The 26223-nt window shown below is 65.8% G+C and carries 32 protein-coding genes and 1 riboswitch; of the genes, 24 read left to right on the top strand and 8 right to left on the bottom strand.

Translation table 11 applies throughout. The features are described from left to right. Window position 1 precedes the first annotated feature (1 nt). The 9 genes from HMPREF9336_RS00800 to HMPREF9336_RS00775 all read left to right on the top strand — a co-directional run bounded on the left by HMPREF9336_RS00800 (window position 2) and on the right by HMPREF9336_RS00775 (window position 5772). Window positions 2-778 carry an Mlp family lipoprotein gene (locus HMPREF9336_RS00800; RefSeq protein WP_007472273.1) on the top strand — a complete coding sequence of 259 codons (777 nt, stop codon included), beginning with the start codon at window positions 2-4 and terminating at the stop codon, window positions 776-778. 14 nt (window positions 779-792) lie between these two features. Further along, a complete protein-coding gene (locus tag HMPREF9336_RS18170; RefSeq protein ID WP_156920252.1) occupies window positions 793-1251 on the top strand; it encodes a hypothetical protein in 459 nt (152 codons plus the stop codon). A 45-nt stretch (window positions 1252-1296) separates the two neighbouring features. Beyond that, window positions 1297-1986, top strand: a complete 690-nt coding sequence (locus tag HMPREF9336_RS18165; RefSeq protein WP_021029865.1) for a hypothetical protein — start codon at window positions 1297-1299, stop codon at window positions 1984-1986. Window positions 1987-2058: 72 nt separating this feature from the next. Next, a complete protein-coding gene (locus tag HMPREF9336_RS18160; protein ID WP_156920251.1) occupies window positions 2059-2514 on the top strand; it encodes a hypothetical protein in 456 nt (151 codons plus the stop codon). Between the two features lie 485 nt (window positions 2515-2999). Continuing rightward, complete coding sequence (locus HMPREF9336_RS00795) at window positions 3000-3323, top strand: hypothetical protein (RefSeq protein WP_007472277.1); 324 nt, start codon at window positions 3000-3002, stop codon at window positions 3321-3323. 27 nt (window positions 3324-3350) lie between these two features. Next, a complete protein-coding gene (locus tag HMPREF9336_RS00790) occupies window positions 3351-4133 on the top strand; it encodes a hypothetical protein (RefSeq protein ID WP_007472278.1) in 783 nt (260 codons plus the stop codon). 48 nt (window positions 4134-4181) lie between these two features. Then, the gene (locus HMPREF9336_RS00785) at window positions 4182-4559 is read left to right on the top strand and encodes a hypothetical protein (RefSeq protein WP_007472281.1); all 378 of its coding nucleotides are present in this window, start codon (window positions 4182-4184) and stop codon (window positions 4557-4559) included. 2 nt (window positions 4560-4561) lie between these two features. Then, window positions 4562-5002 (top strand): hypothetical protein, encoded by a 441-nt coding sequence (locus HMPREF9336_RS00780; RefSeq protein WP_007472283.1) that lies wholly within the window; start codon window positions 4562-4564, stop codon window positions 5000-5002. Window positions 5003-5106: 104 nt separating this feature from the next. Next, entirely contained in the window at window positions 5107-5772 is a 666-nt protein-coding gene (locus HMPREF9336_RS00775; protein WP_007472285.1) for a hypothetical protein, read from the top strand. Window positions 5773-5860: 88 nt separating this feature from the next. Here the strand turns inward: HMPREF9336_RS00775 and HMPREF9336_RS00770 are convergent, their stop codons facing one another. Then, on the bottom strand, window positions 5861-6241 hold the full coding sequence (locus HMPREF9336_RS00770; protein WP_021029864.1) for a hypothetical protein: 381 nt from the start codon (window positions 6239-6241) through the stop codon (window positions 5861-5863). A gap of 15 nt (window positions 6242-6256) precedes the next feature. Here HMPREF9336_RS00770 and HMPREF9336_RS00765 point away from each other — a divergent pair, with 15 nt between their 5' ends. The 6 genes from HMPREF9336_RS00765 (at window position 6257) to purQ (ending at window position 10686) form a co-directional block, all read left to right on the top strand. Next, entirely contained in the window at window positions 6257-6688 is a 432-nt protein-coding gene (locus HMPREF9336_RS00765) for a DoxX family protein (protein ID WP_007472288.1), read from the top strand. A 95-nt stretch (window positions 6689-6783) separates the two neighbouring features. Beyond that, window positions 6784-7545: an MIP/aquaporin family protein gene (locus HMPREF9336_RS00760; RefSeq protein WP_007472291.1), complete on the top strand. Its 762-nt coding sequence runs from the start codon at window positions 6784-6786 to the stop codon at window positions 7543-7545. Between the two features lie 14 nt (window positions 7546-7559). Beyond that, window positions 7560-9077 (top strand): glycerol kinase GlpK, encoded by a 1518-nt coding sequence (glpK, locus tag HMPREF9336_RS00755; protein ID WP_007472293.1) that lies wholly within the window; start codon window positions 7560-7562, stop codon window positions 9075-9077. A gap of 23 nt (window positions 9078-9100) precedes the next feature. Then, the gene (locus tag HMPREF9336_RS00750; protein WP_007472294.1) at window positions 9101-9706 is read left to right on the top strand and encodes an SRPBCC domain-containing protein; all 606 of its coding nucleotides are present in this window, start codon (window positions 9101-9103) and stop codon (window positions 9704-9706) included. Between the two features lie 33 nt (window positions 9707-9739). Then, entirely contained in the window at window positions 9740-9982 is a 243-nt protein-coding gene (gene purS, locus HMPREF9336_RS00745; protein ID WP_007472295.1) for a phosphoribosylformylglycinamidine synthase subunit PurS, read from the top strand. Further along, a complete protein-coding gene (gene purQ, locus HMPREF9336_RS00740; protein WP_007472297.1) occupies window positions 9979-10686 on the top strand; it encodes a phosphoribosylformylglycinamidine synthase subunit PurQ in 708 nt (235 codons plus the stop codon). Before purS ends, purQ begins: the two co-directional genes overlap by 4 nt. Here the strand turns inward: purQ and HMPREF9336_RS00735 are convergent. Next, entirely contained in the window at window positions 10683-11105 is a 423-nt protein-coding gene (locus HMPREF9336_RS00735; protein WP_007472299.1) for an MmcQ/YjbR family DNA-binding protein, read from the bottom strand. The genes purQ and HMPREF9336_RS00735 overlap by 4 nt on opposite strands. A 32-nt stretch (window positions 11106-11137) precedes the next feature. On the opposite strand from HMPREF9336_RS00735, the gene HMPREF9336_RS00730 reads away from it, so the two are divergent. The 6 genes from HMPREF9336_RS00730 (at window position 11138) to HMPREF9336_RS00705 (ending at window position 18054) form a co-directional block, all read left to right on the top strand. Then, window positions 11138-12496 (top strand): M18 family aminopeptidase, encoded by a 1359-nt coding sequence (locus HMPREF9336_RS00730; RefSeq protein ID WP_021029863.1) that lies wholly within the window; start codon window positions 11138-11140, stop codon window positions 12494-12496. A 167-nt stretch (window positions 12497-12663) separates the two neighbouring features. Next, entirely contained in the window at window positions 12664-13404 is a 741-nt protein-coding gene (locus tag HMPREF9336_RS00725) for an LppX_LprAFG lipoprotein (protein WP_007472303.1), read from the top strand. 67 nt (window positions 13405-13471) lie between these two features. Then, entirely contained in the window at window positions 13472-15094 is a 1623-nt protein-coding gene (locus HMPREF9336_RS00720) for an MFS transporter (protein WP_007472305.1), read from the top strand. Window positions 15095-15237: 143 nt separating this feature from the next. Continuing rightward, on the top strand, window positions 15238-16104 hold the full coding sequence (locus HMPREF9336_RS00715) for a hypothetical protein (RefSeq protein WP_007472307.1): 867 nt from the start codon (window positions 15238-15240) through the stop codon (window positions 16102-16104). A 65-nt stretch (window positions 16105-16169) separates the two neighbouring features. Further along, the gene (locus HMPREF9336_RS00710) at window positions 16170-17117 is read left to right on the top strand and encodes a phosphodiesterase (protein ID WP_007472309.1); all 948 of its coding nucleotides are present in this window, start codon (window positions 16170-16172) and stop codon (window positions 17115-17117) included. Between the two features lie 94 nt (window positions 17118-17211). After that, a complete protein-coding gene (locus tag HMPREF9336_RS00705; RefSeq protein ID WP_007472310.1) occupies window positions 17212-18054 on the top strand; it encodes a class I SAM-dependent methyltransferase in 843 nt (280 codons plus the stop codon). A gap of 386 nt (window positions 18055-18440) precedes the next feature. On the opposite strand, the gene HMPREF9336_RS00700 is transcribed toward HMPREF9336_RS00705, so the two are convergent. Next, on the bottom strand, window positions 18441-19913 hold the full coding sequence (locus HMPREF9336_RS00700) for a stealth family protein (RefSeq protein WP_007472312.1): 1473 nt from the start codon (window positions 19911-19913) through the stop codon (window positions 18441-18443). 235 nt (window positions 19914-20148) lie between these two features. Next, a riboswitch (M-box (ykoK) riboswitch) is annotated at window positions 20149-20323 on the bottom strand. A 143-nt stretch (window positions 20324-20466) separates the two neighbouring features. Between HMPREF9336_RS00700 and HMPREF9336_RS00695 the strand changes: the two genes are divergently transcribed. Next, entirely contained in the window at window positions 20467-21195 is a 729-nt protein-coding gene (locus tag HMPREF9336_RS00695) for a VIT1/CCC1 transporter family protein (RefSeq protein WP_007472314.1), read from the top strand. Here the strand turns inward: HMPREF9336_RS00695 and HMPREF9336_RS00690 are convergent. Continuing rightward, the gene (locus HMPREF9336_RS00690; RefSeq protein WP_007472316.1) at window positions 21192-21431 is read right to left on the bottom strand and encodes a DUF167 domain-containing protein; all 240 of its coding nucleotides are present in this window, start codon (window positions 21429-21431) and stop codon (window positions 21192-21194) included. The genes HMPREF9336_RS00695 and HMPREF9336_RS00690 overlap by 4 nt on opposite strands. Before the next feature lie 12 nt (window positions 21432-21443). After that, the gene (locus tag HMPREF9336_RS00685; RefSeq protein ID WP_040584799.1) at window positions 21444-22001 is read right to left on the bottom strand and encodes a TetR/AcrR family transcriptional regulator; all 558 of its coding nucleotides are present in this window, start codon (window positions 21999-22001) and stop codon (window positions 21444-21446) included. 243 nt (window positions 22002-22244) lie between these two features. Between HMPREF9336_RS00685 and HMPREF9336_RS00680 the strand changes: the two genes are divergently transcribed. After that, the gene (locus tag HMPREF9336_RS00680) at window positions 22245-23183 is read left to right on the top strand and encodes an oxidoreductase (protein WP_007472319.1); all 939 of its coding nucleotides are present in this window, start codon (window positions 22245-22247) and stop codon (window positions 23181-23183) included. A gap of 180 nt (window positions 23184-23363) precedes the next feature. Here the strand turns inward: HMPREF9336_RS00680 and HMPREF9336_RS00675 are convergent, their stop codons facing one another. The 3 genes from HMPREF9336_RS00675 to HMPREF9336_RS00665 all read right to left on the bottom strand — a co-directional run bounded on the left by HMPREF9336_RS00675 (window position 23364) and on the right by HMPREF9336_RS00665 (window position 24963). After that, on the bottom strand, window positions 23364-23561 hold the full coding sequence (locus tag HMPREF9336_RS00675; RefSeq protein ID WP_007472320.1) for a hypothetical protein: 198 nt from the start codon (window positions 23559-23561) through the stop codon (window positions 23364-23366). A 97-nt stretch (window positions 23562-23658) separates the two neighbouring features. Further along, window positions 23659-24531, bottom strand: a complete 873-nt coding sequence (locus tag HMPREF9336_RS00670; RefSeq protein WP_007472321.1) for an alpha/beta fold hydrolase — start codon at window positions 24529-24531, stop codon at window positions 23659-23661. Between the two features lie 39 nt (window positions 24532-24570). Further along, window positions 24571-24963: a PPOX class F420-dependent oxidoreductase gene (locus HMPREF9336_RS00665; protein WP_007472322.1), complete on the bottom strand. Its 393-nt coding sequence runs from the start codon at window positions 24961-24963 to the stop codon at window positions 24571-24573. A gap of 238 nt (window positions 24964-25201) precedes the next feature. On the opposite strand from HMPREF9336_RS00665, the gene HMPREF9336_RS00660 reads away from it, so the two are divergent. Then, entirely contained in the window at window positions 25202-26077 is an 876-nt protein-coding gene (locus tag HMPREF9336_RS00660; RefSeq protein WP_007472323.1) for a LysR family transcriptional regulator, read from the top strand. Window positions 26078-26223: the final 146 nt, after the last annotated feature.

Below are 26223 nucleotides of genomic sequence, written 5' to 3'. Positions count from 1 at the left end.
GATGGAACTTGAAGAAGTAGTCGACAAGGTTCAAAAATTCGTAAAAACTGAGCAGGATATGGTCGCGGTGATCAACGACATGAGGGGGGCCATTGACTCAGGGAAGAAGCTGTTCGACGACCTGAAGTCGGTCGATGATCTCGTCAGCGCGAAAAATCGGGGCCCGGCGGACTTTGAGGGTATGCTGCAGGAGAACTGCAAGAAAGCCCTGGACTGGCTGTGCGAGCATGTAAGCCAAGTAAACCAGTTTAAGACCTGGCTAGTGGGCGATCAAGAGAAGATCAAAGCCTCCTCAGACCATTGGAAAACAGATCTCCCCAAAAAGCTCGATAGCAATATCTGGCCATCTGACGACGCCGTGAAAGCCGTACAAGATGCTTGGCAAGGAAAGACAGCGAATGCGGTTTGCCTTGTGCTCAAAGCAGAGGGCATCGTCATCAAGCAGCTCGACAAGCTTTGTGAAGCAGTAGGCAAGGTGATCGGGTTCCTGGGGCAATTACTGGACAAACTTCGTGAACTCATTTATGGCATTATCACAAAAATTATTTCAATGATTGTCGAGAAGCTCGGGGATGCCCTACTGGGAAGCTTCGCGGGCATCACAAAGGCCGTCTGGGACCTCCTCTGGGAAGGGTACGACCTTGTTAAGACCTGCCTCGATCTATGGAATAAGGCAGAAGATATCGAGAAACAATTCGAGACCTGCTGCAATTCCATAAAAGCTGCCTTCCAGCACGGTCAGATTCTCATAGACGATATCAAACAGCTGACTGCCTAAGAAAGAAGGATCACATGGCTGATTGGTGGGATGACATGCAAGCGGAACTACAACGAGTGGAAGAACGATTTAATAAGAAAAGAGAAATCCACGATAGAGGTCTCTCCCAAGAGGGGATTGCTACAATTGACAAGTATCAGATCACTGCTCGCGTAGGAGCTGGCGGAAGAATACAGCAGTTATCCCTTGGTCCAGAAGCGCTAAAATTGACACCTAGCCTTCTGTCGTCAGAAATAATTCGTTGTGTCCATATCGCTGAGGCTCAATATGCGAAAGGCATCAAAGAGATAGCCCTGGATGTCTTTGGCGAGGGCGACGAGGCGAGCCACGCATGCAGTGTAATCGATAGCAACTTCCCACCTATCGAGGAAGAAGATGCGCAAGTTCCTGAAAGCCCTCGCGATAGCACCCATAGTTGGGATGACGATGACGATGACGACGGAGGCTGGAAAGGCTCGATCTTAAGATCGTGAGCTAAGATACACTAACACCAACAAGGACGAGATCAAAGGATTCTCATGATGAAACAACTCTCTCAAGCCAACCCCAAAGAGAATGGCCGTGGTCGCCTTCTCATCGCTAGCGCACTTGCGCTGGCTAGTTCAAGTTTTCTAATTTCTTCTTGCTCCTCTAAAAACGAATCCACTACTCCTAACGCCTCACATACAGCGGCGAGCGCGCCAGCACAAGCAAATCAGAGCCCATCGAAAGTTAATGAGCAACGTATGGAGAATAAGACCGTAGGCCTGTCGTATGTCCTTCCTGACGGGTTTTCGGAAAGCTCGCAAGGCCTTCCAGCAGGGTTTCCCGCAACGCAAATTTTACCAAAAGGCGGCAGCCTGCTTGGCCCCGTTATTCGCATCCTCAAAATAACTAGCGAGACCTCCTCTCCTCAGTTTGATGCGACGAAAACAAACGATGAGAACGTCGATGCCCGAGTAGACGCATTAACAACGAAAAAACCTGGTTACGGAGTTTCTGGTGTCAAGCGTGATCACTGGGACGGAGATGGCCTCCCAGCTTCTTCAGTAGAAATAACTCTTAGCTCTACCGACGGGGCTCCCAAGATACACTATTTCTTTTCCTACATAGGGCAAGGAGCTGACCGTTGGACGCTGATGACCACTGACGATGGCACTGGCGCAGGAAAGTTCTTAGGCGAAGAAGCGAAAGCAATTGCGAAGTCGATACGAAAACTCCCTAACTAGCAGCACACCTCCTACTCGCGAAGCACGCGATAATACTCGCGAAGCACGCGATAAATCTTTTGAGAGGATCCCATGGTTGACTGGGTAGAAGATGAAATGAACCGAGCGAAGAAAGCAGACCAGGTCAGTCTTCTTCAGCTTCGAGAGACTGAGCGAGAGGCGCATGATGTGCGCGGTCACGGTGCTATCCCAGAGAACGGGATAGCCGTCGTCGTACGTGATACGGTTCGTCTTGAGGAGCTGAATCTGACGGAGAAAGCCTTGCGCCTTCCCCCCGATCGATTATCGGCAGGTATCCTGCGTTGCATCCGTGCTGCCGAGGCAGATTTCGCGCGAGCACAGGAGCAGCTATTGCTCTCTGCCCTCGGGCGCACTCCGGATGTCCAGACGGCAATCTCGGAACTCCGTGATCAATTTCCTGATCCCCATGAGGATGACGATGATGCTTGGGGGAAAACGAGCCAACCAGTTTCGTCGTACGATGACGACGATGACGACGGCTGGAATCAGCCAATCCTGCGTTCTTAGCGGAAACCGCCAAACCCGACCTTGCTCGTGGCTGGTTTGGCCTCTCTACAGTAGAGAGGCCAAACCAGCCACGAGCCTCTTAAGGCCTTCTCGAGCCTCATCCGCCCATTTGGCAGAGCTCAAGCCATACAGAACCCGGCCAAACGCCTGATCCTTGATCTTTGTGCTCTCGACCAGCGCGTGTGGCTCGAGCGCTTCTCATGAAACCGCGCAGAGCACCCTGCTGCCCAGGCGAGACCTTCCGGCTCGACGCCAGCTCTCGCCGCCCCCACATCGGCGCGCGGCCCCACGCTGCCCATGCGGCGGCCGTCCCGTTGCGCGGCTTCGCCTCGGGCCAAGCTCGCAGCGCTGTCCGTTCGGCCAGACGGCGGGCGCCTATCGTGATACCAGCGAGTAGTGAACTATTGTTGCCATCCAAGATGCGTGTTAGTGTTACCTTCGACGCTGAAGGCTCCACGTCGTGGGGCCTTGAGGAAGGAGGCGGAATGTCTGATGACGGCTATCTGAACATCGCGGTGGACGAGGCGAGGAAGGTGGCGCAGCGGCTCGTTGACGACGGCCACAGTATCTCGAACGTCGGGAACACCGCGAATGTCGATCCCGACAAGCCGCAACAGGAGTGGTTCGGGATCATGGGGCATATCATCACGGATCCGCTGAACAGCTGGGCGTTGGACCCGGTCGGAGCGATCATCAACGACATGGGGCAGCTCATGGCGAAGGGAGGGGAGTCGATGAAGCAGGCCATCGACCACATCTCGGGGACAGATCAAGAGGGCGGGGCGAACATCGCCACCGTCACGCCGTAGCAACGGCCGGCGGAACGAGGAGGAACCATGGTCGATGTCGTGTACTTCACCGACAAGATCGAGAAATGCCAGGCCATCGCGGGCGATGTCAAGAGCGTGAAAGAACAGTACGAGGCCTTCCATATCGCGGCGAAGGGCATCGAGACCGACCTGAAAAGCCTCGCCCAAACCGGGAAGGCCCCCGACCTGCGCGACCCCATGAGCATCCTGGAGGCGGCGGGGGACAACGTGCTGAAAGCGCTCAAGTGGTGCGACGAGCACATCGACGTGTTCCACAACGTCATGGACTGGCTCACCGGCGACCAGGGCAAGATCACATCCGCCGCGAACCACTGGCAGAGCGGCGTGCCGGGGAAGCTGAACGACGCGAGCCATTTCGCCTGGGACCCTAAGAAGGCGATCAACGACGCCTGGCAGGGCAATCTCGCGGATTCCGTCGCCAACCTCATCGGGGCGGAGAAAGTGATCGTGGATCTGCTCAGCGATCTCTGCAAGGCGTGCGGGATGATCTTCACGGCGATCGGGAAAATGCTGGACAAACTGCGAGAACTCGTCTTGAAGGAGGTGGCCGATCTCCTGATCTGGCTCCTCGAGAAACTCGGCAAACTCATCCTCAACAGCGGCCTCGGCGGTTTTTTCGGCGGCGTCATCACCTGTGCCGCGAGCATCTACGACGCTGTGAAAAAAGGCGTCGAGGTCTACCGCCTCGTGGAAGACATCAAGAACAACTACGAGGACGCCTCTCGCGCGTTGAGCGGCATGTTCAACGCGGGGAAGAAACTCGCCGAAGACGTGAAGGGCCTAGTCTGACGACCTCGCCCCAGGCAGGCCGACGACCACGACGCAAAAGGAGGCAGCATGTCCACTTGGGCTGACGAGCTGATCGAGAGGCTCCAGCAGGCGAATCGTGATTTCTCGAGTCGGCTCGAAATCGCAGAGCGGACCAAAACGCTGACCGCGAGCGCGAAGAACGACCAATACGGCATGGAGATCACGGTCGGGGACGACTGCCGGATCGTCGGGCTCACGCTCTCCCCCGCCGCGCTGAAGCTCCCCTCCCGCGAGCTTTCCGCCGAAATCCTCCGCCTCGCGCGGTCCGCCAGGTCGAAATACGCGCGAGAGCTGGAGAAAGTGAACCTCGAAGTGCTCGGCGACAACGACCTGAGCCGCAGGATCCTCGAAGAAATACGCGAGAAGTACCCCGAAGACGAGAACGAGGAAGGCCGGAGGAGCTAGCCATGGACTGGCGATACGAAGAAAGCCTGCGGGAGAACCGCCAGCTCGACGCCCTTGTCGCAAAGGTCGACGCCGCCCAGGAGCAGAACGCCGCCTTGCGCGGGCACGCCGAATCCCCCCACTACGGCATCACGACCACGGTCAACGGGACGGAGCTGACGGGGCTGACGCTCGATGCCAAAGCCATGCGGCTGCCTCACAACCGCTTGGCTGAGGAGATCTTGAAATGCCTCCGCGCCGCCGAGGCGGATTACGCGTTCGCCTCCATGCAGCTGCTCCGCGAAACCCTCGGGAGCACGTCGTTCGTGCAGAACGTCTCGGAGAAAGTGGAGGAGGCCTACCCCTTCCCCAAAGATCCCAGCCTGATCGCGAGCCACCGCGACGTCCCCGAAGAAGAGGACGACGATGACGAGGGCTGGAACCAACCGATTCTCCGCTCATAGGTCGGCGGCGGACGCCCCCCTTCGCCGACAGGCCACGATCCGCCGTTGACGGTAGATCACACCAAAAGTAGCCTCAGAGGGCACACGCAGAAAGGTCCACGACCATGCAATCACTCTCGCGTTTCGCGACGACAGCGCTCGTTTCCCTCGTCGCGCCCGCAGTTTTCCTCACCTCCTGCTCCTCTTCGAAGCACGAGCCGACCGGGAGCGCCCAAGCGGGCGGCGGCTCCAGCCGCGCGAGCGCTTCCGCCGGCAAGGACCCCGGCTCGTCCGCGCGCGTGGAGAACCGGAAGATCGGCGTCTCCTACGTCCCGGCCAAGGGGTTCAAGGAGGTGACCGGTGGGCGCGCCGTGCCAGGCGTCATCACGACCGCCTTCGTGCTCGGCGAACCGGATCCGACGAAACTCGTCACACAATTCATGCTGACGAAGATGCAAAGTTCGGATGACTACACGCCAGGAACCTCGCCCGATATGGACAACGCGGCGCTTCTGGACGCTTTCGTGGAGGAAGCAAGCACGGGGCCTGGGGCCAAGGCCGAGGGCGAACCGACGCGCGCGCAGTGGCAAGGGGCGCTGCCCGGAGCGAGCGCCCTGGTCAAGCTGAAAGCCGAGGGGGGCGAGGAAACCGGCCAATACGAAGCATTCCTCGGCTCCGGCACGACCCGCTGGTCTGTGATCGGCACGCTCACCACCTTGCCACCCGGCGGTTCCCTGGACTCCTTGAAAGCCCAGCTGGACGAATTCGCCAAGTCGATCCGCCCGCTCTAAGAAAGCGGCAAAACAGTCCTCGCACGCGACACCGAGCGCCCCCTCGGAGCTGACGCAACTCTTGCGCTCGGGAAACGGGAGGTCGTGTTCAGCCACACGCCGCTGTCGAAAGAGCAATCCCTGCGCTCTTCCAATCGAACTGGTCCAAGCGGTAGGTCGCTTTGATCGGCAAAGGCGAGAACCGCTGGATGGTGACCGCCTTTGCCGACCCCAAGGAGACCCCCGACCCCTCCCCGGCCGCAGCCGTCCCCCTCGTCGCGCCTGTCGGCATCGACTGCGCAGCTCCCGCGCCAGTCGTGTGCCAAGCCCACGGCCCGAACCCGGCAGGATCCATGACGAGGACGGGAGCGGGCAGGATCAGATCGAGGAGAACGCGCCGCTGCCGTGGAGCGTGGCTGACCCGTTGGCTTGCGAGGCGGACGTCCGAGTCGGCTGACTTGCCTTTGCCGAGCCGTTGGAGCCGCCGCACCGTACGCTCCTGGGCATGAACCAGGCCCGAATCGTCCTGAGCTGGCTCGTCCCCGCCTTGTCCCGAATCGTCTTCGGGTTCGTGTTCTGGCTCGAAGGGACGCAAAAGCTTTTCGGGTGGTGGAGCGGGTCCCCGACCGGCTCAGGGCACCCGGAGCCCTTCCTGAACTGGCCGTACTGGTGGGCCGGGGTCTTCGAGGTGGTCATCGGCTCCGCCCTCGTCGTCGGACTGCGCACCAGGCTCTTTGCGATTCTGGGCGCGGGGACGATGGCCTACGCCTATTTCTTCACCCATGTGCCCGAGCGTTGGAACTGGGAGCCCTTGGAAAATGGCGGCGCGTTCGCCGTCGTCTACTGCTGGGCTTTCCTCCTGCTCGCCGCGACCCCCACGACCCGATGGTCCGCCGACCGGCTGCTCCGCTCGCGCCGGACCGCCCTAGACTCATGAGCCCCGCAACCGGCCGTTGACCGGAGCCGTCCCGAGCCGACTCGCCCAATCCTCTGTAGGGTGATCCCAGGCACAGAGAAATTGAAGGAATCCGGATGCTTGACGCGTATCTCGCCGAATTCTTCGGCACCGCTGTCCTCATGTCCCTCGGCTGCGGAGTCGGGGCCAACTTCAGCCTCCCCAAGAGCAAAGCGATCGGCTCGGGCGGCTCCTGGCTCGCAGTGACGTTCGGCTGGGGCCTGGCCGTGTACTGCGGGGCGTATGTCGCCTTCAAGTCCGGCGCGATGCTCAACCCGGCGCTGACCCTCGGCACTATCGCCCGAGGGACGAAGACTTTCACCGAAGGAGTCCCGGTCACCCCGTTGCATATCTGCGGCTACCTGGTGGCCGAGTTCCTCGGCGCGTTCGTCGGGTCGGTCGTCGCCTGGATCGCCTATAAACAGCACTACGACCGGGAGACCGACCCGCAAACGATCCTCGCCACTTTCAGCACGACCCCGGCGATCCGCAGCGCCTTGTGGAACACCGCAACCGAGATCATCGCGACGTTCACCATGGCCTTTGTGATCTTCCATTTCGCGGGCACGCCGGCGCGGCTGGGCCCGCTGCCGGTGGCTTTCCTGATCATCGGGATCGGCCTGGCGCTCGGCGGGCCCACCGGATACTCCCTCAACCCTGCGCGGGACTTTTCCGCCCGCGTCGCGCACTCCATCCTGCCCATCCCCGGCAAGGGCTCCTCGGATTGGCGCTACGCCCCGATCGGCGTGATCGGGCCGATCATCGGAGCGGTGCTCGCGGGCTTCGCCTGCCGATGGCTGCCCTACCTGGACACCACCAGCGTCACACCCACTCCCTGAGAAAGCGAGAAACCATGCCTGAATTCGTCATCGCGATCGACCAGGGCACCACATCGACCCGCTGCATGTTGTTCGACCACGAAGGGGCCGAACGCGGCAGACAACAGCTCGAACACACTCAGATCCTGCCCCAACCCGGCTGGGTGGAGCACAATCCGGTGGAGATCGTGGAGCGCTTCCGCACGGTCGTCCGGACTCTGCTCGACTCCGCCGGGTTGAGCTCGGCCGACCTCGCCGCCGTTGGCATCACCAACCAGCGTGAGACCACTGTGGTGTGGAACAAGCGCACCGGGCGGCCTTATTACAACGCCATCGTCTGGCAGGACACCCGGACCGACCGCCTGGTCTCCGCCGTCGAGCGCTCCGGCCAGGGCGAGGTGGTCCGGCAGAAAGCGGGCATCCCGCCGGCCACTTATTTCTCCGGAGGCAAGCTCGCCTGGCTCCTGGAAAACGTGCCGAGGCTGCGCGAGGACGCGGAGCGCGGCGAAGCAATCTTCGGCACCATCGACACCTGGCTGATCTGGCACCTGACCGGCGCGGTCGACGGCGGAGCCCATCTCACCGACGTGACCAACGCGTCGCGGACCATGCTGATGAACATCGACACGCTCGACTGGGACGACGAGCTGCTGGGGATCTGGGGCGTGCCGAGGGCGATGCTGCCCGAGATCCGCCCGTCCAGCGATCCGAACCTCTACGGATCCACCCGAAAACACACCTCGTTCGGCGGCGAGGTCCCGATCGGCGGCGCGCTCGGCGACCAGCAAGCCGCCATGGTCGGGCAAGTCTGCCTCAGGCCAGGCGAAGCGAAGAACACCTACGGCACCGGCAACTTCCTCCTGCTCAACACCGGGGACAAACCCGTCCGGTCCCAGAACGGCCTGCTCACCACGGTCTGCTACCAATTCGGCGCAGACAATGCGCAATACGCGCTCGAAGGCTCCATCGCGGTCACCGGCTCCGCCGTGCAGTGGCTGCGCGACCAGCTCGGGATCATCAGCGGCGCGGCGGAGAGCGAGGCGCTCGCCTGCTCGGTCAAGGACAACGGCGGCATCTACTTCGTCCCCGCGTTCTCCGGGCTCTTCGCGCCCTACTGGCGCTCCGACGCGCGCGGGGCCATCGTCGGGCTCTCCCGCTTCAACACCAACGCCCACATCGCCCGCGCCACCCTCGAAGCGATCTGCTACCAGAGCAAAGACGTGGTCGAAGCCATGGAGCGCGACTCAGGCGTGCGGCTCGAAGTGCTCAAAGCGGACGGCGGGATCACCGCGAACAACCTCTGCATGCAAATCCAGGCCGACGTGCTCGGCGTCGACGTGGTGCGGCCGGTGGTCGCCGAGACCACCGCGCTCGGCGCGGCCTACGCGGCGGGGCTCGCGGTCGGGTTCTGGAGCTCCCCGGAAGACCTCCGGCAGAACTGGCAGGAGGGGAAACGGTGGAGCCCCACCATCACTCCGGCGGAACGGGAGACCTCGTACGCGGGCTGGCGCAAAGCTGTCGAACGCACTCTGAACTGGGTCGATGTGGACTGACCCGACGCGGGTTAGGCTGTTTTATGATCGAAACGCCTGCGCTCCACGGCTTGCCAACCGCCCACTTCGAGGAATCGGCGGGCCTGTACGCCGTGGTCGTTTTCGAACTCCACTTCGACCTGCCCCTGGAGCGGGTCTGGGCGGCGGTCACCGAGCCTGAGGAGCTGGCGCATTGGTTCCCGTCGAAAGTCTCGGCGGATCTGCGCCGGGGCGGTCGGATCGAGTTCTCCGAGGATCCGAATGTGCCGCCGACGTACGGGGAGGTCACGGACGTCCAGCGTCTCGCCCGGTTCGCGTACACCTGGGGCGAGGACGAGATCGTCCAGGAGCTGACGTCGGCGGACGGGACGACGGCGCTGCATTTCATCCACGTCCTCGGGTCGCGCGACACGGCCGCCCGGACCGCCGCGGGGTGGACTGTTTGCCTGCAGGAGCTGGTGAAGCACCTCGCGGGCGATGCGGCGGACGGGCCGCACAGCGGCACTGCGGCCCCATGGCGGCCGATCTACGAGGAGTACGTGGCGCTCGGCTTCCCCCACGGCGCCCCGATTCCGGGACAGCCGGAGGCTCCCGACGACGCGTCCGGCCTTGCGTCGGGCGATGAGCGCGGGGCGAAGCGGTTCGGCTAATCTGGGCTCACCGAGAGCGAAGGAGTTTTGCGGATGGCCAAAGTCGTGGTGCATGTGATGCCGAAGGCCGAACTGCTCGACCCTCAGGGCGCGGCGGTCATCTCCGCGCTCGGCAGGTTGGGCTTCTCCGGAGCCACGGACGTCCGGGTCGGCAAGCGCTTCGAGCTCACCTTCGACCGCGAGCCCGACGAGGTCGAGATCCGCAAGATCGCGTCGACCCTGCTCACGAACGAGGTCATCGAGGACTACGACTTCCAGGTCGAGGTGACCGCGTGACCAAGATCGGCGTTGTCACCTATCCGGGGACGCTCGACGACGTCGACGCCGCGCGGGCTGTGCGGCGGGCGGGCGCGGAGCCTGTCGCGCTCTGGCATGCGGACGCGGATTTGCACGGCGTGGCGGCGGTCATCCTGCCGGGCGGTTTCTCCTACGGCGACTACGTGCGGGCGGGGGCTATCGCGAGCCTCGCCCCGGTGACCCGGTCCATCGTGGACGCGGCGGCGCAGGGGCTGCCCGTGCTCGGCATCTGCAACGGCTTCCAAGTGCTCTGCGAGGCGGGCCTGCTGCCGGGGGCGCTGACCCGCAACCGGGACGGACGGTTCGTCGCGCGGAACCAGACGCTGCAGGTTGTCAATACTCAGACCGCTTGGACCAGCCAATACGAGACTGGCGAAGAGATCCTCATCCCGCTGAAATCCGGCGAAGGCCGGTACGTGGCGAACGCCGCCGTCCTCGACGAGCTCGAGGCGGAGGGCCGAGTGGTGTTCCGCTACACGGGGCACAGCGCTGGTGCCTCATTCGCCGACGGGCTGGGCTACAACCCGAACGGCTCGCTGCGCGACATCGCGGGGGTCGCCTCCTCGAACGGCAGGATCGTCGGCCTCATGCCGCATCCGGAGCACGCCATCGACTCGCTGTGCGGGCCGGGCGAGGACGGCCTGCCGATCTTCGCTGGCCTCGTGCAGAGCGTGGCGGCCTAGCCCTTCCGCTTGTCCAGCTCGGCGATCAGCGTCTTCGGGGCTATCAGCCGGTAGGAGTCCTCGAGGAGTTCGGCGACTTCGGTCCAGTCCACCGGGGCCGCTGTGAGGTCCAGCCCGACCCAGCCGCTCGGCCCGTAGTACGCCGGGAGATAGAAGCGCTTGTCCGCGAGCAGCGCGCGGCGCTCGATCTCGTCCGGTTTCACCAGCAGCGAGTGCGGATACGCCCGATGCTTCGGCCCGGCCCCCTCGCCTTTGGCCCCGCCCCCGTACAGGGCGAAGATCTTTTTCGTCGCGAGCCCGACCCGGAACGTCGGCCGGCCCCAGGCGACGACCTCCGAGGTGCCGGGCAGGGCCGCGACCAGCTCGCGCAGCTCGCCCAGCCCCAAGTCGTCATCGGTGAACATGATCGGATGCGACATGTCCCCAAGTCTAAGCCGCTAGGCTCGTCCGCATGACGCTTGAGACCAGCCTGTCGGCGATAGGGGCACCTCCCACCAGCTTTGCGAGCGGCGAAGCGGCTCCAACACCGTCGCCGGCCGATCCCGGCCCCAACGGCTTGTGCGCGTTCGTCGACGCCTCGCCCACCCCGTTCCACGCACGGCAGACGGTCGCCACGATCTTGTCCGCGCACGGTTTCGCCGAGCTGTGGGGCACGGACGAATGGCCGGCCGTCGGCGGCAAGCACTTCGTCGTGCGCGGGGCGAGCATCATCGCGTGGGCGGCCCCCGAAGACCGTCCGCCAGCCGCGTTCCGGATCGCCGCGGGCCACGTGGACAGCCCGAACCTGCGGGTCAAGCAGCACGCGGACGGTTCGGTCGCGGGGTGGCGGACCGTCGCGCTCGAACCGTACGGCGGAGCCTGGACGCACACCTGGCTCGACCGGGACCTCGGGCTCGCCGGCCGGGTGGTGTTCCGCGAGGGGGCCAGCGCCGTCGAGCGCCTTGTCGAGGTGCCCGAGCCGATCCTGCGCGTCCCCCAGCTCGCCATCCACCTCGCCGAGGAGCGCGACGCGGTCCGGCTCAACCCGCAGCGGCACTTGAACGCGGTGTGGGGGGTCGGCTCGGAGCCCCGGCCCATCGCGGCGTTCCTCGCGGAGCGGCTCGACATCGCCGCCGACGCGATCCTCGGGTTCGACCTCATGGCCTTCGACCTCGCTCCTTCCGCTGTCATCGGCGCAGACCGGGACCTCGTTTCCGCGCCTCGGCTCGACAACCAGGCGAGCTGCCACGCGGGGGTCCAGGCGCTGCTTCGGGCTGCGGAAAACGCGGGGCCGGACAGTCCGGTCCCGGTCCTCGCGCTCTTCGACCACGAGGAGATCGGCAGCGTCTCCGAGCGGGGAGCCGCGTCCGAGTTCCTGACGACCGTCCTCGAACGGATCGTCCTCGCCTCGGGCGGCGGCCGCGCCGAACTGCTGCGCGCTTTCGCGGGCTCGGCGTGCGCGAGCGCGGACATGGCCCATGCGACGCATCCGAACTACCCGGACCGCCACGAGCCCGGACATCTGATTTTCGCGGGCAAGGGGCCGGTGCTCAAAGTCAACCAGAATCTGCGGTACGCGACGGACGGGATGGGCGAGGCGCTCTTCGCGCTCGCCTGCCAGCAGGCGGATGTGCCGTTGCAGCGCTACATGCACCGCGCGGACCTGCCTTGCGGCAGCACGGTCGGCCCGGTCCTCTCCGCCCGCACCGGGATGGCGACCGTGGACGTCGGCGCTCCCCAGCTCGCGATGCACTCCATCCGCGAGCTCATGGCCGCCGCGGATGTGGAGCCGTACGCGAAGGCGCTCGCCGCGTTCCTCGGGCCCCGGTGAAATTTCCGGCCCCCCGCGACAGGAGGACCAGCTCACCCCCCGCCGGAAAATTCACTGGGCGAGGTTCCTCGGGCCCCGGTGAAATTTCCGGGCCCGACTGGCGAAGTTTCTGGTTCCGCGCACGTGCATTTCCCCCACACGCGAAGTTCCTTTGCTAGGGTCGATACATGTTTGCCCGCCGCAAAACTTTGCTCTCCCGCCGTCAACTCTGCTCGCTTGTCGCCGGAGCCGCCCTCCTCGCCGGGTGCACGCACTCCGAGCAGCAAACTCCCGCCCCTCTGACCGGCCCCCTGCCCGCCGCCGGGCAGCTGCAGAGCGAGGGAGCCGCCGCCACGAAGGCGCAGACCAGCGTGCACGTCGTGGTGACCACGACCGGGACCGTGCCGGACTTCCCGCTGCAGAAGCTCGAGGGCGACCTCGCGAACAAGCCGCACGCCGTGGCGACCGGCCACATCTCGGCGAAGTTCGGCCAGACGCCGACGAGCCCCGGCCAGCTCGTGGAGGGCGACTTCCGCGTGCTGGACGACGGGCACCTCTGGGCGAACCTCTTCGGCCCGTGGCAGGACTTCGGCGACGCGTCGAAAGCGCTCAACGGCTACCAGATCTCCGACATCCTCAGCCCCGAGAAAGGCCTCGGGAACCTCGTCGCGGGCATCCAGAGCCCGACCGCCGAGGGCCGCGAGCAAATCGGCGGGATCAACACCGTCAAGATCAAGGGCAAAGTCAGCCCTGACGTGCTCAAGCCGCTCTACCCCAGCGCCAAGCAGGAAGCCGACGTGACCGCGTGGATCCAGGAAGACGGGAGCCACCAGCTGGCCAAAGCCGTCGTCGAGGTCTCGCCCGGCAACACCATCAACGTCGAGCCCTCGAAGTGGGGCGAGACGGTCAACGTGACAAAGCCGGCCTAATGTTCCGCCGCTCCGGCGGCGGTCTGCCACGTGAGCGGGGCCTTCGCGCTCGGACCGACGGGAAAGCATGAAACACAGACATATCGCCATTGCGGCAGGCGGCCTCGCCGTGCTGCTCGGGGCGCTGGACACCTACGTGGTGGTCAGCATCATCACCGACCTCATGACCAGCGTCCAGATCCCGCTGAACCAGGTCCAGAAGGTGACCCCGGTCGTCTCGGGCTACCTGCTCGGCTACATCGCCGCGATGCCGCTCTTGGGCCAGAGCTCGGACCGGTTCGGCCGTCGCAGCGTCCTGCAGCTGTGTCTTGCCGGCTTCATCCTCGGCTCCGTGCTGACCGCCACCGCGGGCAGCGACTGGAACCCCCTCAACGACTGGTTCGGCGGATATCTGGTCCTCATCGCCGGCCGCGTGCTGCAAGGCACCACGAGCGGCGCGCTCTTGCCGGTGACCCTGGCGCTCGCCGCGGACTTGTGGGACCAGCGCAACCGCGCGACGGTGCTCGGCTGGGTGGGAGCCGCCCAGGAGCTGGGCAGCGTGCTCGGGCCGCTGTACGGGATCCTCTGCCTGTGGCTCTTCGGCTCGGCGGGCGCGGACGCCTGGCGGAGCATTTTCTGGGTGAACGTCCCGCTCGCGGCGCTCGCGATGGCGCTGGTCCATCTCTCGGTCCCCAAACGCGCCGAGCACGATGGGCCGAGGGTCAAGGTCGACGTGGTCGGGGGCTTGCTCCTCGCCGTCGCGCTCGGCCTGGTCGTCGTCGGCCTGTACAACCCGAACCTCGGCGCGAGCCAAGGAAGCTCCGGGGAGCAGCAACAGCAGCCGCTCTCCCCTTGGGGCGTGCCGCTGCTGATCGGCGCGGCAGTGGCGCTCGTCGCCTTCCTCTTGTGGGAACGGCGCGCCCGCACGACTCTGATCGACCGGGCGGGCGTGCGGTGGACCCCCTTCCTCACCGCGCTGGCGGCCTCCTTCGCGGCGGGCGCGGCGCTCATGGTCACGCTGGTCAACGTGGAGCTGCTTGGGCGGCTCGTGCTCGGCTTGGACAACGCGCGCGCGACCTTCCTGCTCTCGTGGTTCCTCATCGCCTTGCCGATCGGCGCGGTGGGCGGCGGATTCGTCTCCAGCCTCTGGGACCGGCGCACGCAGGGCCAAGGCGGCGAGCGGGCGGTCGCCGTCTTCGGCATGATCGTCGCGGCGTTCGGCTATTGGCTGTTCTCCCGCTGGCCGGAGAACGTGCTCGGCGCGAGGCACAACCTTGGCCTTTTCTCCTTGCCGGTGCTCCACACGGATCTTGTCGTCGCCGGTTTCGGCCTCGGCCTGGTCATCGCGCCGCTTTCCTCCGCAGCGTTGCGGGCGGTGCCGGTGTCGAGCCACGGCGTGGCCTCTTCCGGCGTGGTGGTGGCCAGGATGACAGGCATGCTCATCGGAGTCTCCGGTCTCACCGCATGGGGCTTGTACCGATTGCACGATCTCTACGCGGTGGCGGTCAAACAGGCTCCGCCGCTCCCCGCCGATGCTTCGTTCGCCGAGCGGGCAGCGCAGTCCGGGCATTTCTTGGTCACCGCGTATCACCTCGAATACGCGGAGATCTTCCAGCTCACTGCGTTGATCTGTTTGGCAGGGGCGCTTTCTGCGGCGTTCATCGCGGGGACGCGCGAGCAGCGGGCAAAACATGCGGCTTCGCTTTCGTGACCTATCCGTTATACTAGGCAGGGAACGGATTGTCCCTCTGCGCTAAGCTGACGACTGGCGTGGGCTCGTCGGGTATGCGAGTATGAGAACGTCACGGGGCAGGCTCGTGACGCGGGGAAGCCGCGAGAGAACGAGGGCAGGAGATGAGCAGGCCGCCGTACGGGGTGGGGCCCCAGGGTGAGAGCCAAGGGTCGCCTTATGCTGAGCCGACGCGCTCGCCATACGCGCAAGGACCCCAATCCCCCTACGCCTACCCGAGCGCGTCTCCGTACGCCTACCCCAGCTCTCCCTACGCGGAGCCGGCCGCCTCGCCCTACGCCGAGCCCGCCCTCTCGCCGTACGCGCAAGCGCCCCAATCCCCCTACGCCCATCCTGGAGCCTCGCCCTACGCCGAGCCGATGCGCAAGCCCGACTACCTGCGTCCGCGCCAGCGCGTCCAGATCCCCGCGCAGCCGCCGCCGCGCCGCTGGCCGTGGATGCTCACCGCCGCAGTTTCCCTCGTCGTCATCGCCATCGCGGTCGCGGTCATGTTCAAGAACCTGAACGACCCCGGCTCGGTCAAAGCGAAAGCGGGCCAGACAAAGCCGAGCGTGGCGGTCGCGCCGCCCGCGAGTTCCCCGCAGCCCTCGCCGACCAGCCAGGAGCCTGACGACGACCAGGAGACGCCCTCCGAATCGCCGGAGGACGAGCCGCCGACCGACGACACCGTCGAGATCACGCCAGAGACCACCGCCGCCAAGGCGAAGCCGAAGGCCACGACCACCGCGAACGACGAGCTCGACGAGGACGAGGCGAGAATCCCGAAAGTCCGGGGGCGCAACGCCCAGGACGTCCAAGACCAGCTTCGCGATCTCGGTTTCACGAACATCCAGCTCGTGCCGGACGACCCAGCCAGCGGCCTGGTGCTTTTCGCGGCGGGGTGGAAAGCGGTCTCCGTGGATCCGAGCCCCGGCGAAATCGCGGACCTCGGCGACGCAGTCACCGTGCGGTGCGTCCCGCTGGCCAACTGATCCGGAAAAGCGGCCCGCCCGCCGGGTATGATGGGGCAGTCCGGCAATAGAAAGGCCCGCGAACTGTGGAGAGTCACAGTCCCAGCGTCAAACGAGTCGCTGAGCACCCCCGACCTGATCACGTCATAGCGCATATCAGCGACACCCATCTCATCGCGGGCGACGGCCTCCTGTACGGCGACGTCGACGCGGATGCCAAGCTCCTTGAGCTCTTCTCCCGGTTAGAGGCCGCGCAACCCCGGCTCGACGCCTTGGTCTTCACCGGCGACCTCGCCGACACGGGCCAGCCAGAGGCGTACCGCAAGCTCCGCGACGTGGTCGAGCCCGCGGCCGCTCGGCTCGGCGCGCAGGCGATCTGGGTGATGGGCAACCACGACGACCGAGGAGCTTTGCGCGAGCACTTGCTGCGCGAGGCTCCGTCCATGGCCCCCCTTGACCGCGTGCACGACATCGCGGGCCTGCGCGTGATCGCGCTCGACACCTCGGTGCCGGGCAGCCACCACGGGGAAATCGCGCCCGAGCAGCTCGATTGGCTCGCCGAACAGCTCGCCGAGCCCGCGCCGTTCGGGACGATCCTCGCAATGCACCACCCGCCGGTCCCCAGCGTCCTCGACCTCGCCGTGTCGGTCGAACTGCGCGACCAGGCACCGCTCGCGCAGGTGCTGGGCGGCAGCGATGTGCGAAGCATCCTGGCAGGCCACCTGCACTACTCCACGAACGCGACGTTCGCCGGAGTCCCGGTGTCGGTCGCCTCGGCGAGCTGTTACACCCAGGATCTCTTGGTCGAGGCAGGCGGAACACGGGGCAGGAACGAGGCGCAGGCGTTCAACCTGGTGCACTGCTATCAGGACATCGTTGTGCACAGCGTCGTGCCACTCGCCGCCGGTCCCACGGTCGGCGAGTTCGTCCCGCCAGCCGCGTCGCGGCGGCGCCTCGCCGAAGCCGGGCACACGATCTTGCCCGCCACCCGCATCCCGCATCGGATCTCGCCTTCGCCAACGCCCGCCCGCTGACAGCGGCATCGGTCGCCCGCGCCCCATGTAGATGGTACCGTCAGTACTATATACTTTTGATTCAGGTCACACTGGACTAGCGCTGGAGAACTCTATGCAAAAACTGGACGGGAAGACGCTCACCGACGTCTCCGAAACCGCCCTGCTCACGTTGTGGAGCCGAGGGAGCGAGGCTGCTCGGGCGGATTCCATCATCAACGATCCGCTCGCCGCGCGGCTGCTCGACCGGATCGAGTATCCGTACCGTCGGCATTTCGGCCCGCCGAACCAGTTCTTCGCGATCCGCGCGGCCACCTTCGACCGAGTCGCGCGAGGCTTCTTGCGCGAGCATCCGAACGGGACGATCATCGCGCTGGCCGAAGGGCTGCAGACCAGCTACTGGCGGCTGGGCCGCCCGCCCGCCCCGTGGATCAGCGTCGACCTCCCGCCTATCGTCGCGCTGCGCGAGCAGTTGCTCCCGAAGGAAGAGCATGTCGTGCACGCGGGCACGTCCGCGCTCGACCTCTCCTGGGCCGACCACGTCCAAACCGGGGCTCCTGTGCTCATCACCGCCGAAGGCCTGCTCTACTACCTGGACAAACCGCTCGCGCTCGGACTGATCCGCGACTGCGCGGCGCGCTTCCCCGGCGGACGGTTCGTCTTCGACAGCCTTCCCACGCTCGGCACGAGCAAAACCGGAACGCTCCTGGCGAAAGCGCAGCTTCGGGCCAACAAGCTCTTGAAGCGGGACTTCGTCATGCCCACGATGCCGTTCTCCATGCACGTCAAAGAGATCCGCACGTACCCGAGGACCATTCCGGGGGTCGCTTCAGCCCGCCAAGTGCCGGTGACCGTCGGACGCGGCATCCAGGGTTGGGGCGTGCAGAAGTTCTACCAGTCGCCGCTGATCCCCAGCCGCCTGCGCGGGACTATCACCGAACTCCGCTTCTCCGAGTAGCCGCGCTGCCACCGCTCCTCTCGTGCCCGGCTCGCGCCTTTCACCTCCTCGCGGCGCTGGCTTACGCGGCCTCCTCGCCCTGCGCGTCCTGCCTTCCCGGTCCCAACGGCCCGATACGCTACGCGGCCTCCTCGCCCGACTCTTTCTCCCACGGCGCTGGCACCGCACAGCGCTCATCTGGACACTCCGGGATCGGCCGTGGACGGCCTCGCCCTGCGCGTCCTGTCTTCCCGGTCCCAACGGCCCGATACGCTACGCGGCCTCCTCGCCCGACTCTTTCTCCCACGGCGCTGGCACCGCACAGCGCTCATCTGGACACTCCGGGATCGGCCGTGGACGGCCTCGCCCTGCGCGTCCTGTCTTCCCGGTCCCAACGGCCCGATACGCTACGCGGCCTCCTCGCCCGACTCTTTCTCCCACGGCGCTGGCACCGGGAAGTAGCGCTCCAGGAAATCGCCGATGACACGGGCCCGCTTCGCCTCGCCGACCTCGGGAAAGCTGCCGTCGTTGAGGCAGAAGAAGTCGTGGCCGCGCTTTTTGAGCAGCCCGGGGAGCTTCGCCAGCCCCGCTTTGGTCGTGGTGTCCACGTACAGCATCTTCGCCGACTCCTGCTGCACCGCCCGCCCGGTCATCAGGGCGTAGTAGTGGTACAGCGAGTTCGTGACCGAGATGTCGGTCACCGCGCGGAACCGGCTGGCCTGGGTGCGCGCGAAATCCTCGGGGAACTCGCGCTCGAGCTCGGCGAGCACGCTCCGGCGCAGCGGGGCCGCCGTGTGCTCCAAATGCCGGGTGATGATCTGCCCGAACCGCTCCTGCAGCAGCCGGCGGTTCACCCGTGCGGCGTTCTCGAAACCGCTGCGCTCCGCATTGTTTTCCCCGAGCCCGATCCGCGTCCCCGCCTCGATGAACTTCGTGACCCCACCGGGCGAGAAGAACATCGACGGGGCGAGCGCCCTCCCGAAGAACATGTCGTCGTTGGAGTACAAGAAATGCTCGGCAAGGCCGGGGATGTGGTGCAGCTGGCTCTCCACGGCGTGGCTGTTGTAGATCGGCAAGGCCCCGAGGTCGGTGAAATGGTCCTCCGCGCGGACGATCGTGATCTTCGGGTGGGGGAGGAGCCACGCGGGGACCGGCGAGTCCGTCGCGATGAAAATCCGGCGCACCCACGGCGCGAACGTGTACACAGACCGCAGGGCGTACTTGAGCTCGTCGATCTGCCGGATCCGCGCGTCCGCGTCGTCGCCCTCGCCGACCACGTGCCCGGCCATCTGCGCGGCCCGTCGGGCGCGGAACTCCGGGTCGTTGCCGTCCACCCAGGAGAACACCATGTCGATGTCGAAGGTGATGTCGGCGGCGTGGGGCGCGAACATCCCCTGAATGGTCGGCCAGCTGCGCCCGTGCAGTTCGACGACATCGCGCACGATCTCGCTCAGCGGCAGCGCCCTGCGAGTCAGCGAGGTCTCCACCGGGCAGATCACCTGCTCGCCGTCGAACACCCAGAACTGCAGCTCGACGCCTGCGGAGGCTCCGTAGCGCAGTCCCGACCGCCGCCCGTTGGCGGAGGCGGCGGGCTGGCGCTTGCGGTAGATCCGCAGCAGCCGGGGGTCGGCGACCGCGGTGATCAGATTGTCGCCGAGGTAGACCGAGCGCCATCCCGCGCCGCCGACGGCCTTGGAGCTGTCGAGGACCTTGGCGTGCAGCGGCGTGTCCAGGCAGGCTGCCATCAGCATGTGCGAGACCTTGGCCCGGTGCCGGATGTCGACCACGAGCGCGGGACGACCGTCCGCGCCCCGGATGAGCAGGAACGGGATGTCGTTCGTCTCCAGCTCGCGGCCCAGGAACAGAAGATCCTGCACCATAGCCTGGTGCGGTGTGAGCCGGGTTGGCGACAGGCCCGCAGGCGGCTCGCTGCGCTGCTCTCGATGGAGAGAACGAATGTCGATCGTGCTGGTCATAGTTACCACCTGCTTTCTTACTCTCATGCCGCCGAGCCCCGACAGAGGCGCGAACTGTCGGTGAACAAAAACTGTCGCACAGATGAGGAAATCCCGCTGAGCATCGCAAAGTCTGAAACGAGACATTCACAATCGCCCGCAGCGCCCTCGCACGTTGAGCTTCAGCACTGGGCGACGTATCTCCGCGCGGGGCGGGGAAGCCGCTTGGGATCACCCCTTAAGCCGGGGAGATCTGTCCTGATCCTGGGCGTCTCTCGACGTCGTGGGATCAGCGGCCTGTGTTCGTCCAGGAGCCTCGCCTAACGAGGTGCGAAAGCGACGCTAGCACTGGGCCGCGTCGCGCGCAAGAGTATTTTCGCGCCAACGCCAAGCCCGTCCTTTCCGCAGTTCGCGCGGCATTTCTTCGGATAGGCACAGCTTAGATGCGCGGGACGGCCTCGGTCGATACGCTTGCCCTATGGCCGAGAACGAGGCGCCGGGCTCCGGGCATCCGCACGACTACGACCACGCCCATCCCGACGTGTCGGGCGGCTGGCTGCGCGCCGCCGCCTTCGGGGCGATGGACGGCCTGGTCACCAACACCGCGCTCATCGCAGGAGTCGGCGGCTCTGGCCTCTCGCCGCACACCGTCGCGCTCACCGGGGCCGCAGGGCTGATCGCGGGCGCGTTCTCGATGGCGCTCGGCGAATACACCTCGGTCACCGCGCAGAACGAGCAGCTGCAGGCGCAAGTGCGGGTGGAGGAGGAAGCGCTCGCTCGGCTTCCTGAAGCGGAGGAACGAGAGCTCGCAAACATGCTCGTCGGCTACGGCATGCGTCCGGAAACCGCGGCGCGGGCCAGCAGGGAGATCCACCAGGACGGCGCGCAGACGCTCCGCGCGCACGTGGTCCACGAGCTCGGGCTCGACCCTGACGACCAGCCCTCGCCGCTGGTCGCGGCGGGGCTCTCGTTCGTGATGTTCGCGCTCGGCGCGCTCATCCCCTTGCTGCCGTATCTCCTCGGAATCGACAGCCTCCTTATCGGCCTGATCTGTGGTTTCGTCGGATTCGTCGGAGCCGGGGCGGCGTCCGCGAGACTCACTGGGCGGCCCATGGCGTTCGGCGCGGCGCGCCAGCTCGGGCTCGGAGCCGCGGCGGTGGGAGCCACATACTTGATCGGGATGGCTGTCGGCCACGTCGTGGCTTAGTCGAAAACCGCGAACCGTTTCACCCGCGAAGTCGCGCCCGAGACGAGCGCGACCCTGCTTTTCGCCACGCCGAGGTGCTTCGCGAGGACAACCGCCGCAGCCGCCGTCGCCCTGCCCTCGACCGCGGGCTCGCGCACGCAGACGGTCAGCGAGCCGTCCTCGGCGGCTTCGACCGACGGCCCCCTGCGGCTGCCTGGCTTGACCGTGACGGTCACGATCCGCCGCTCGCTTGACATAAAAAGCCCCCGTCAGCGCCTCGGACGCATGCCGTCGAGCACCACGGACATGAGGAAAGACCCACGAGAGCGGTCCACGAGGTAGCGCTGCGCGGCGAAGCAACCCTTCATGAGGAACTTCACGTCTTCGGGGACGAGATCTTCGCGCAACGTCCCCGCCTGCTGCGCTTGGGCGAAGAGGACGCGCACGACCTCTTGGAACCGCTCCTCGACCTCGGGCAGTTCGATGCCGGAGCTCTCCAACGCGTCGGCGAAGCCCTGATCGGTGGCCCCGCAGTCGACGGTTTCGGTGAAGAACGTGAAGAACGCCTCCTCTGGGGGAGCCGTCCTGAGCAGCTCCTCCGCGCGGCCGAGAACTTGGTCGACGCGAACCGCCACGACGGCGAGGAAAAGCTGCTCCTTCGTCGGGAAGTGCCGGTACACGGTGCCCGCGCCCACCCCCGCGCGGCGCGCGATCTCGTCCACCGGTGCGCCGAAGCCGAGTTCGGCGAAGGTCGCGTAGGCGACGTCCAAGAGCCTCGCCCGGTTCTGCACAGCATCCGCGCGCAGCGGACGCTTCGCCTGCCGGATCGGCTCAATCGCTTGCTGTGTCATGTGACACACCTCACGTTTCAAATTCTTGCAACCGGAACGCATGGTTCCGAATAATGGGCTGTAGCAACCGGAACGGTTGCTCCGATTTTACCCCAAAGGGTAATCACGAGCAAGAACAAGCGTGGGGCCGTCGGCATTCCCGACTACTGCGCGTCAACGGAAAATCGCCCCAGGTATGGTGTCACCATACTGACAGGTTTGAGAGGAGCACCACACAGCATGAGCCGTCAGAAGTGGACCGAGGCGAACGTCCCCGACCAATCGGGCCGAGTCGCGGTCATCACCGGGTCGAACACCGGGCTGGGCTTTGAGAACGCGCGGGCCTTCGCCCAGCACGGAGCGAAGGTCGTCCTCGCCGTGCGCGACGTCGCGAAGGGCGAGGCCGCCGCCGCCAAGATCAAAGCGCTCGCCCCGAAGGCCGACATCGTCGTCCAGGCGCTCGACCTGACCTCCCTCGCCTCGGTCCGCAAGGCCGCCGAAGAGCTCAAGGCCTCGCTGCCGAAGATCGACCTTCTGATCAACAACGCCGGCGTGATGATGCCCCCCAAGCGCAAGACCACCCAAGACGGCTTCGAGCTGCAATTCGGCGTGAACCACCTCGGGCATTTCGCGCTCACCGGCCTGCTGCTCGACAAACTCCTCCCGGTGGACGGGGCCCGCGTGGTGACGGTGTCGAGCATCGCGCACAGCAACAACCCGCCCAAGGGCGGCATCAAGTTCGACGACCCGCAGTGGGAGCGGTCTTACCTGCCGCAAAGCGCGTACGGCCAGTCCAAGCTCGCGAACCTGCTCTTCGCCTACGCGCTGGACCGCAGGCTCAAGGACGCGGGCAAAGGCCTCATCTCCACAGCCGCGCACCCCGGCGTGGCGGGCACCGACCTCGGCCGCCAGTTCGGCGGCCTCGGCAAGCAGCTCTACGAGCGCGGCTCGGCGCTGTTCCTGAACACCGCCAAGGTCGGCGCGCTCAGCCAGCTGCGCGCCGCCGTGGACCCGACCGCGAAGGGCGCCGAATACTACGGCCCTCCCGGACCGCCCGGACTGGCGTGGCGGGGCCACCCCGTGCTCGCGCGCTCGTCCAAGATCGCCCATGACGTCAGCGTCCAGGAGCGGCTGTGGACTCTCTCCGAGCAACTGACCGGAGTCACATACTCCCTGTAGCGACGGACCTCGAAAAGGGGACGGCGACCGCCCGTGGTGGTCGCCGTCCCCTTTTTCCTTCCGCTCGTTCGACTGAGCGCAAAGCCGCCCGGACGGGGCCGCCGGCGACTTCTTGGACAAATCCCACGAGGAAGGCGGCTCGGCTTCGTCCTCTTGGCCTTGGCGCTCTTCCTCCCTCGCCTAGTCCGCGAAAGCCGCCAGGCTGTCCTCCGCCATCGGCGGGTACAGGAAGGAATGCTCCGCCGCGCTCGACAGATGCGGCTCCCGGTAGCCTCGGGCCAAAGCGGCTCCGGACGTGCGCTTGCCTATATACCAATAGGCAAGCCGGACAGTCCACGGCGCCTCGTCGGATGGGCTAGGGGCGATTGGCTCGATCATGCGACCTCTCCTTCGACCGGAATATATGTGACCCACATCATTCTGAAACGAGAAGGCGCAACGAGTCGAGCGAGGCCGGCGCATCGCTGCGCAATCGTTATCCTCGGATCCGGGCGAAGAACTCCAACGCAGGCTGGACCGTCTCGCGCGGGGCCTCCAGCTGCGGCCAGTGCCCGATGGCGGGCAAATCCACGACATCCGGGTCCGGCACCAGCTCTCGGTAGCGCTGAGCGAGGTGCGCGCCCGAGTTCGGGTCGAGGTTCCCGTTGATCAAGCGCATCGGGACGACTGCCCGCTCCAGCGGCCGCGCGAAGCGATCCCGATGGCGCCTTCGGTCGAGCACGAACCGTCCGACGAGATGGTTCACCCGCTTGCCCTGGTTGTGCTTGAGCACCTCGACAAGCTCGTCCACTTCCGCACGGGTCGGCTGGGTGTCCGGCCCGAACATCTCTTTCAGCGCCCCGCGCACCGCCCCGTCCGGCGTGATCGGCCCCAGGACGCGCCCAGCGGGAGAACAAAGCAGCTTCTGCGCCAGCCGAGGCCGGTACACCTCGTAGAAGAGCCCGCCGTTGAGGAAGACCACCGACCGGATCTTCGGCAGCGCCGGGTTTTCCATCCGCCGGGCCAGCATCTCCTGGACGACCGTCACCCCAAGGTCGTGCGCCAGGACGTCGAATTCGACGAGGCCCAGCTCGCGCACGAGCGCTTCGTGCATGTCGGCGTGGTCGAAGACGCTGTATCCGTGGCGCACCGGCTTGTCGGAGAAACCCATGCCGAGCATGTCCGGGGCGACCACGTCGTGGCGCGAGACGAGATCGTCCCAGATCTTGTGCCAGTCGTACGAGTTGAACGGGTAGCCGTGCACGAGGAGCAACGGCGCTCCCGAACCCTCGCGCCGGTAGAAGATCCGAAGCCCGCCGAAGTCGAAGAACGAGCCTCGCTCCAGCCAGGAGCGTATGCCGAACGCCATAAATTCAGTATGTCGCGGCCCTGGCGCGCAGGCAAGGCCTCAGCCTTGCGTGTGCGCCGACTCCGGCCTCAGGTACAAGACCACCCGGTCCGGGAAGTCCGCGACCGGCAGCGGGAACGTGGCGGCGTAACGCGTGTGCAGCTCCGTGAAAAACGCCCCGGCCGGATCCGGCGCGATCTCGTCGACCACGCCGCGCAGCTCCACATAACGGTACGGGTTCTCCGGGTCGTAGATCGAGAACGCCGCCGACGGATTCGCCGTCACGTTGCGGTACTTCTGCCGTTTGACGGTGTGCGTGAACTTGAGCCGGTCACCATCCCAGGCGTACCACATGATGCTCGACTGGACCTTGCCCGACGGGCTCACCGTGGCCAAGCTGCCGTAGAGCGGGCGCTCCAGCAAATCGACGAACTGCTCAGGGACAATGCTCATCCATAGCTCCTTTGAGGCGCGGGTAATTGCATAGACAACTATAGCTGAAGCAAGAACTCCGGAGGACGCGCTTCCCGCCGTCCTCTGGCAGGATTATGCGCCGGACTGCGGCGCATGACCGGTTCCCGAGCCGTTTCTGGAACAGCGTGGCCAATCGGAACCGCAAGGAAGTCGGGCTGACATGCGCCAATCTAGCCCGCTACGATCTCTCCATGCCCGATTTGTCCACAGGCCCGCGATGAGCGGGAAACCGCCCGCCGACTTCCGCCGCGTCGAGCATTTCATCGTTTTGGCGCAAGAGCGCCATTTCACCCGCGCGGCGCAGCGCCTCGGGCTCTCCCAGCAGGCGCTCAGCGCCTCTGTGCGGCAATTGGAGCGCGACCTCGGCGCGGTGCTCGTGGACCGGAGCAAATCCCCCATCTCCTTGACCCCGAGCGGCGAGCGTTTCCTGCAGGACATACTGCCGATCCGCAAATCGCTGCGCGCCGCCGTGCGCCGAGCGCGGGCGGACGCGCCGGAGGTGATCACCGTCGCCCGCACCCCCGCCGTGCTCTGCGGCGAAGTCGCCCAAATCGTCCAGCCCCTGCTCGCCGCCCACCCGGAGTTCTCGCTGCACGCCGTGGTCCGGTTCCCCGACGAACTCCTCGTCGACATCGCGGACGGCATCTTGGACGTGGGGTTCCTGCGGCGCACCGTCGAACCCGTCCTGCCCCCGCAGCTCTCGCATCGCATCGTCGCCCGACACCCGCTAAGGGCCGTGGTCGCCGCCGCCCATCCCCTCGCCCGACAAGACAGCGTCACGCCCGCCGAGCTGAGCCGCTACCCGATCGTGGTGTGGGCCCCGCCAGGCGAATCCCCGTTCACCGACGCCCTGCTCCGGCTCTTCCCCCCCGCCGCGCAGCCCGCGCACCGGGTCAGCCGGGTGCAAGGCCTGCCGCCCGAACACGCGCTGGAGCGGGCGGAGGAATTCGTGCTCACCACCGGCGAACTGCTCACCGCCCCCGACCTGGTCAGCGTCGCCATCGAGCCCACCGTCACCGTCGACACCCACGCGGTCTGGCGCCACCGGCACGACATCATGGCCGCGCTGCCCGACTTGCCGCGCCCCGAGTAAACCGCGGTCCGGCCGCCGAAGTCGCCGCCGCGTCACGATACAAGCAAACCTTGGCCGCATCTCTCCATCTGGCTGGCCAGCCGCAGCCTCCAGTTGTACAACTGAATGCAGTGACTGGTGTTTACCAAAGTGACTGCTGTGAGTAC

The organism is Segniliparus rugosus ATCC BAA-974 (assembly GCF_000185725.2).
GTDB classification, from domain to species: Bacteria; Actinomycetota; Actinomycetes; order Mycobacteriales; family Mycobacteriaceae; genus Segniliparus; species Segniliparus rugosus.
The sequence above is the reverse complement of the archived record's forward strand: the minus strand, read 5'-3'. Positions and strand labels throughout refer to the sequence as shown.

Excerpts from the sequence above, each read along its gene's own strand:
- HMPREF9336_RS00705 (WP_007472310.1), top strand. The coding sequence starts at position 17,212 with ATGCAAAAACTGGACGGGAAGACGCTCACCGACGTCTCCGAAACCGCC.
- HMPREF9336_RS00750 (WP_007472294.1), top strand. The coding sequence starts at position 9,101 with ATGATCGAAACGCCTGCGCTCCACGGCTTGCCAACCGCCCACTTCGAG.
- HMPREF9336_RS00665 (WP_007472322.1), bottom strand. The coding sequence starts at position 24,963 with ATGAGCATTGTCCCTGAGCAGTTCGTCGATTTGCTGGAGCGCCCGCTC.
- HMPREF9336_RS00700 (WP_007472312.1), bottom strand. The coding sequence starts at position 19,913 with ATGGTGCAGGATCTTCTGTTCCTGGGCCGCGAGCTGGAGACGAACGAC.
- HMPREF9336_RS00790 (WP_007472278.1), top strand. The coding sequence starts at position 3,351 with ATGGTCGATGTCGTGTACTTCACCGACAAGATCGAGAAATGCCAGGCC.
- HMPREF9336_RS00760 (WP_007472291.1), top strand. The coding sequence starts at position 6,784 with ATGCTTGACGCGTATCTCGCCGAATTCTTCGGCACCGCTGTCCTCATG.
- HMPREF9336_RS00800 (WP_007472273.1), top strand. The coding sequence starts at position 2 with ATGGAACTTGAAGAAGTAGTCGACAAGGTTCAAAAATTCGTAAAAACT.
- HMPREF9336_RS00775 (WP_007472285.1), top strand. The coding sequence starts at position 5,107 with ATGCAATCACTCTCGCGTTTCGCGACGACAGCGCTCGTTTCCCTCGTC.
- HMPREF9336_RS18165 (WP_021029865.1), top strand. The coding sequence starts at position 1,297 with ATGATGAAACAACTCTCTCAAGCCAACCCCAAAGAGAATGGCCGTGGT.
- HMPREF9336_RS00695 (WP_007472314.1), top strand. The coding sequence starts at position 20,467 with ATGGCCGAGAACGAGGCGCCGGGCTCCGGGCATCCGCACGACTACGAC.
- HMPREF9336_RS00660 (WP_007472323.1), top strand. The coding sequence starts at position 25,202 with ATGAGCGGGAAACCGCCCGCCGACTTCCGCCGCGTCGAGCATTTCATC.
- HMPREF9336_RS00720 (WP_007472305.1), top strand. The coding sequence starts at position 13,472 with ATGAAACACAGACATATCGCCATTGCGGCAGGCGGCCTCGCCGTGCTG.
- HMPREF9336_RS00780 (WP_007472283.1), top strand. The coding sequence starts at position 4,562 with ATGGACTGGCGATACGAAGAAAGCCTGCGGGAGAACCGCCAGCTCGAC.
- HMPREF9336_RS00785 (WP_007472281.1), top strand. The coding sequence starts at position 4,182 with ATGTCCACTTGGGCTGACGAGCTGATCGAGAGGCTCCAGCAGGCGAAT.
- HMPREF9336_RS18160 (WP_156920251.1), top strand. The coding sequence starts at position 2,059 with ATGGTTGACTGGGTAGAAGATGAAATGAACCGAGCGAAGAAAGCAGAC.
- HMPREF9336_RS00765 (WP_007472288.1), top strand. The coding sequence starts at position 6,257 with ATGAACCAGGCCCGAATCGTCCTGAGCTGGCTCGTCCCCGCCTTGTCC.
- HMPREF9336_RS00730 (WP_021029863.1), top strand. The coding sequence starts at position 11,138 with ATGACGCTTGAGACCAGCCTGTCGGCGATAGGGGCACCTCCCACCAGC.
- HMPREF9336_RS00680 (WP_007472319.1), top strand. The coding sequence starts at position 22,245 with ATGAGCCGTCAGAAGTGGACCGAGGCGAACGTCCCCGACCAATCGGGC.
- HMPREF9336_RS00795 (WP_007472277.1), top strand. The coding sequence starts at position 3,000 with ATGTCTGATGACGGCTATCTGAACATCGCGGTGGACGAGGCGAGGAAG.
- HMPREF9336_RS00715 (WP_007472307.1), top strand. The coding sequence starts at position 15,238 with ATGAGCAGGCCGCCGTACGGGGTGGGGCCCCAGGGTGAGAGCCAAGGG.
- HMPREF9336_RS00725 (WP_007472303.1), top strand. The coding sequence starts at position 12,664 with ATGTTTGCCCGCCGCAAAACTTTGCTCTCCCGCCGTCAACTCTGCTCG.
- HMPREF9336_RS00690 (WP_007472316.1), bottom strand. The coding sequence starts at position 21,431 with ATGTCAAGCGAGCGGCGGATCGTGACCGTCACGGTCAAGCCAGGCAGC.
- HMPREF9336_RS00735 (WP_007472299.1), bottom strand. The coding sequence starts at position 11,105 with ATGTCGCATCCGATCATGTTCACCGATGACGACTTGGGGCTGGGCGAG.
- HMPREF9336_RS00670 (WP_007472321.1), bottom strand. The coding sequence starts at position 24,531 with ATGGCGTTCGGCATACGCTCCTGGCTGGAGCGAGGCTCGTTCTTCGAC.
- HMPREF9336_RS00675 (WP_007472320.1), bottom strand. The coding sequence starts at position 23,561 with ATGATCGAGCCAATCGCCCCTAGCCCATCCGACGAGGCGCCGTGGACT.
- purS (WP_007472295.1), top strand. The coding sequence starts at position 9,740 with ATGGCCAAAGTCGTGGTGCATGTGATGCCGAAGGCCGAACTGCTCGAC.
- HMPREF9336_RS18170 (WP_156920252.1), top strand. The coding sequence starts at position 793 with ATGGCTGATTGGTGGGATGACATGCAAGCGGAACTACAACGAGTGGAA.
- glpK (WP_007472293.1), top strand. The coding sequence starts at position 7,560 with ATGCCTGAATTCGTCATCGCGATCGACCAGGGCACCACATCGACCCGC.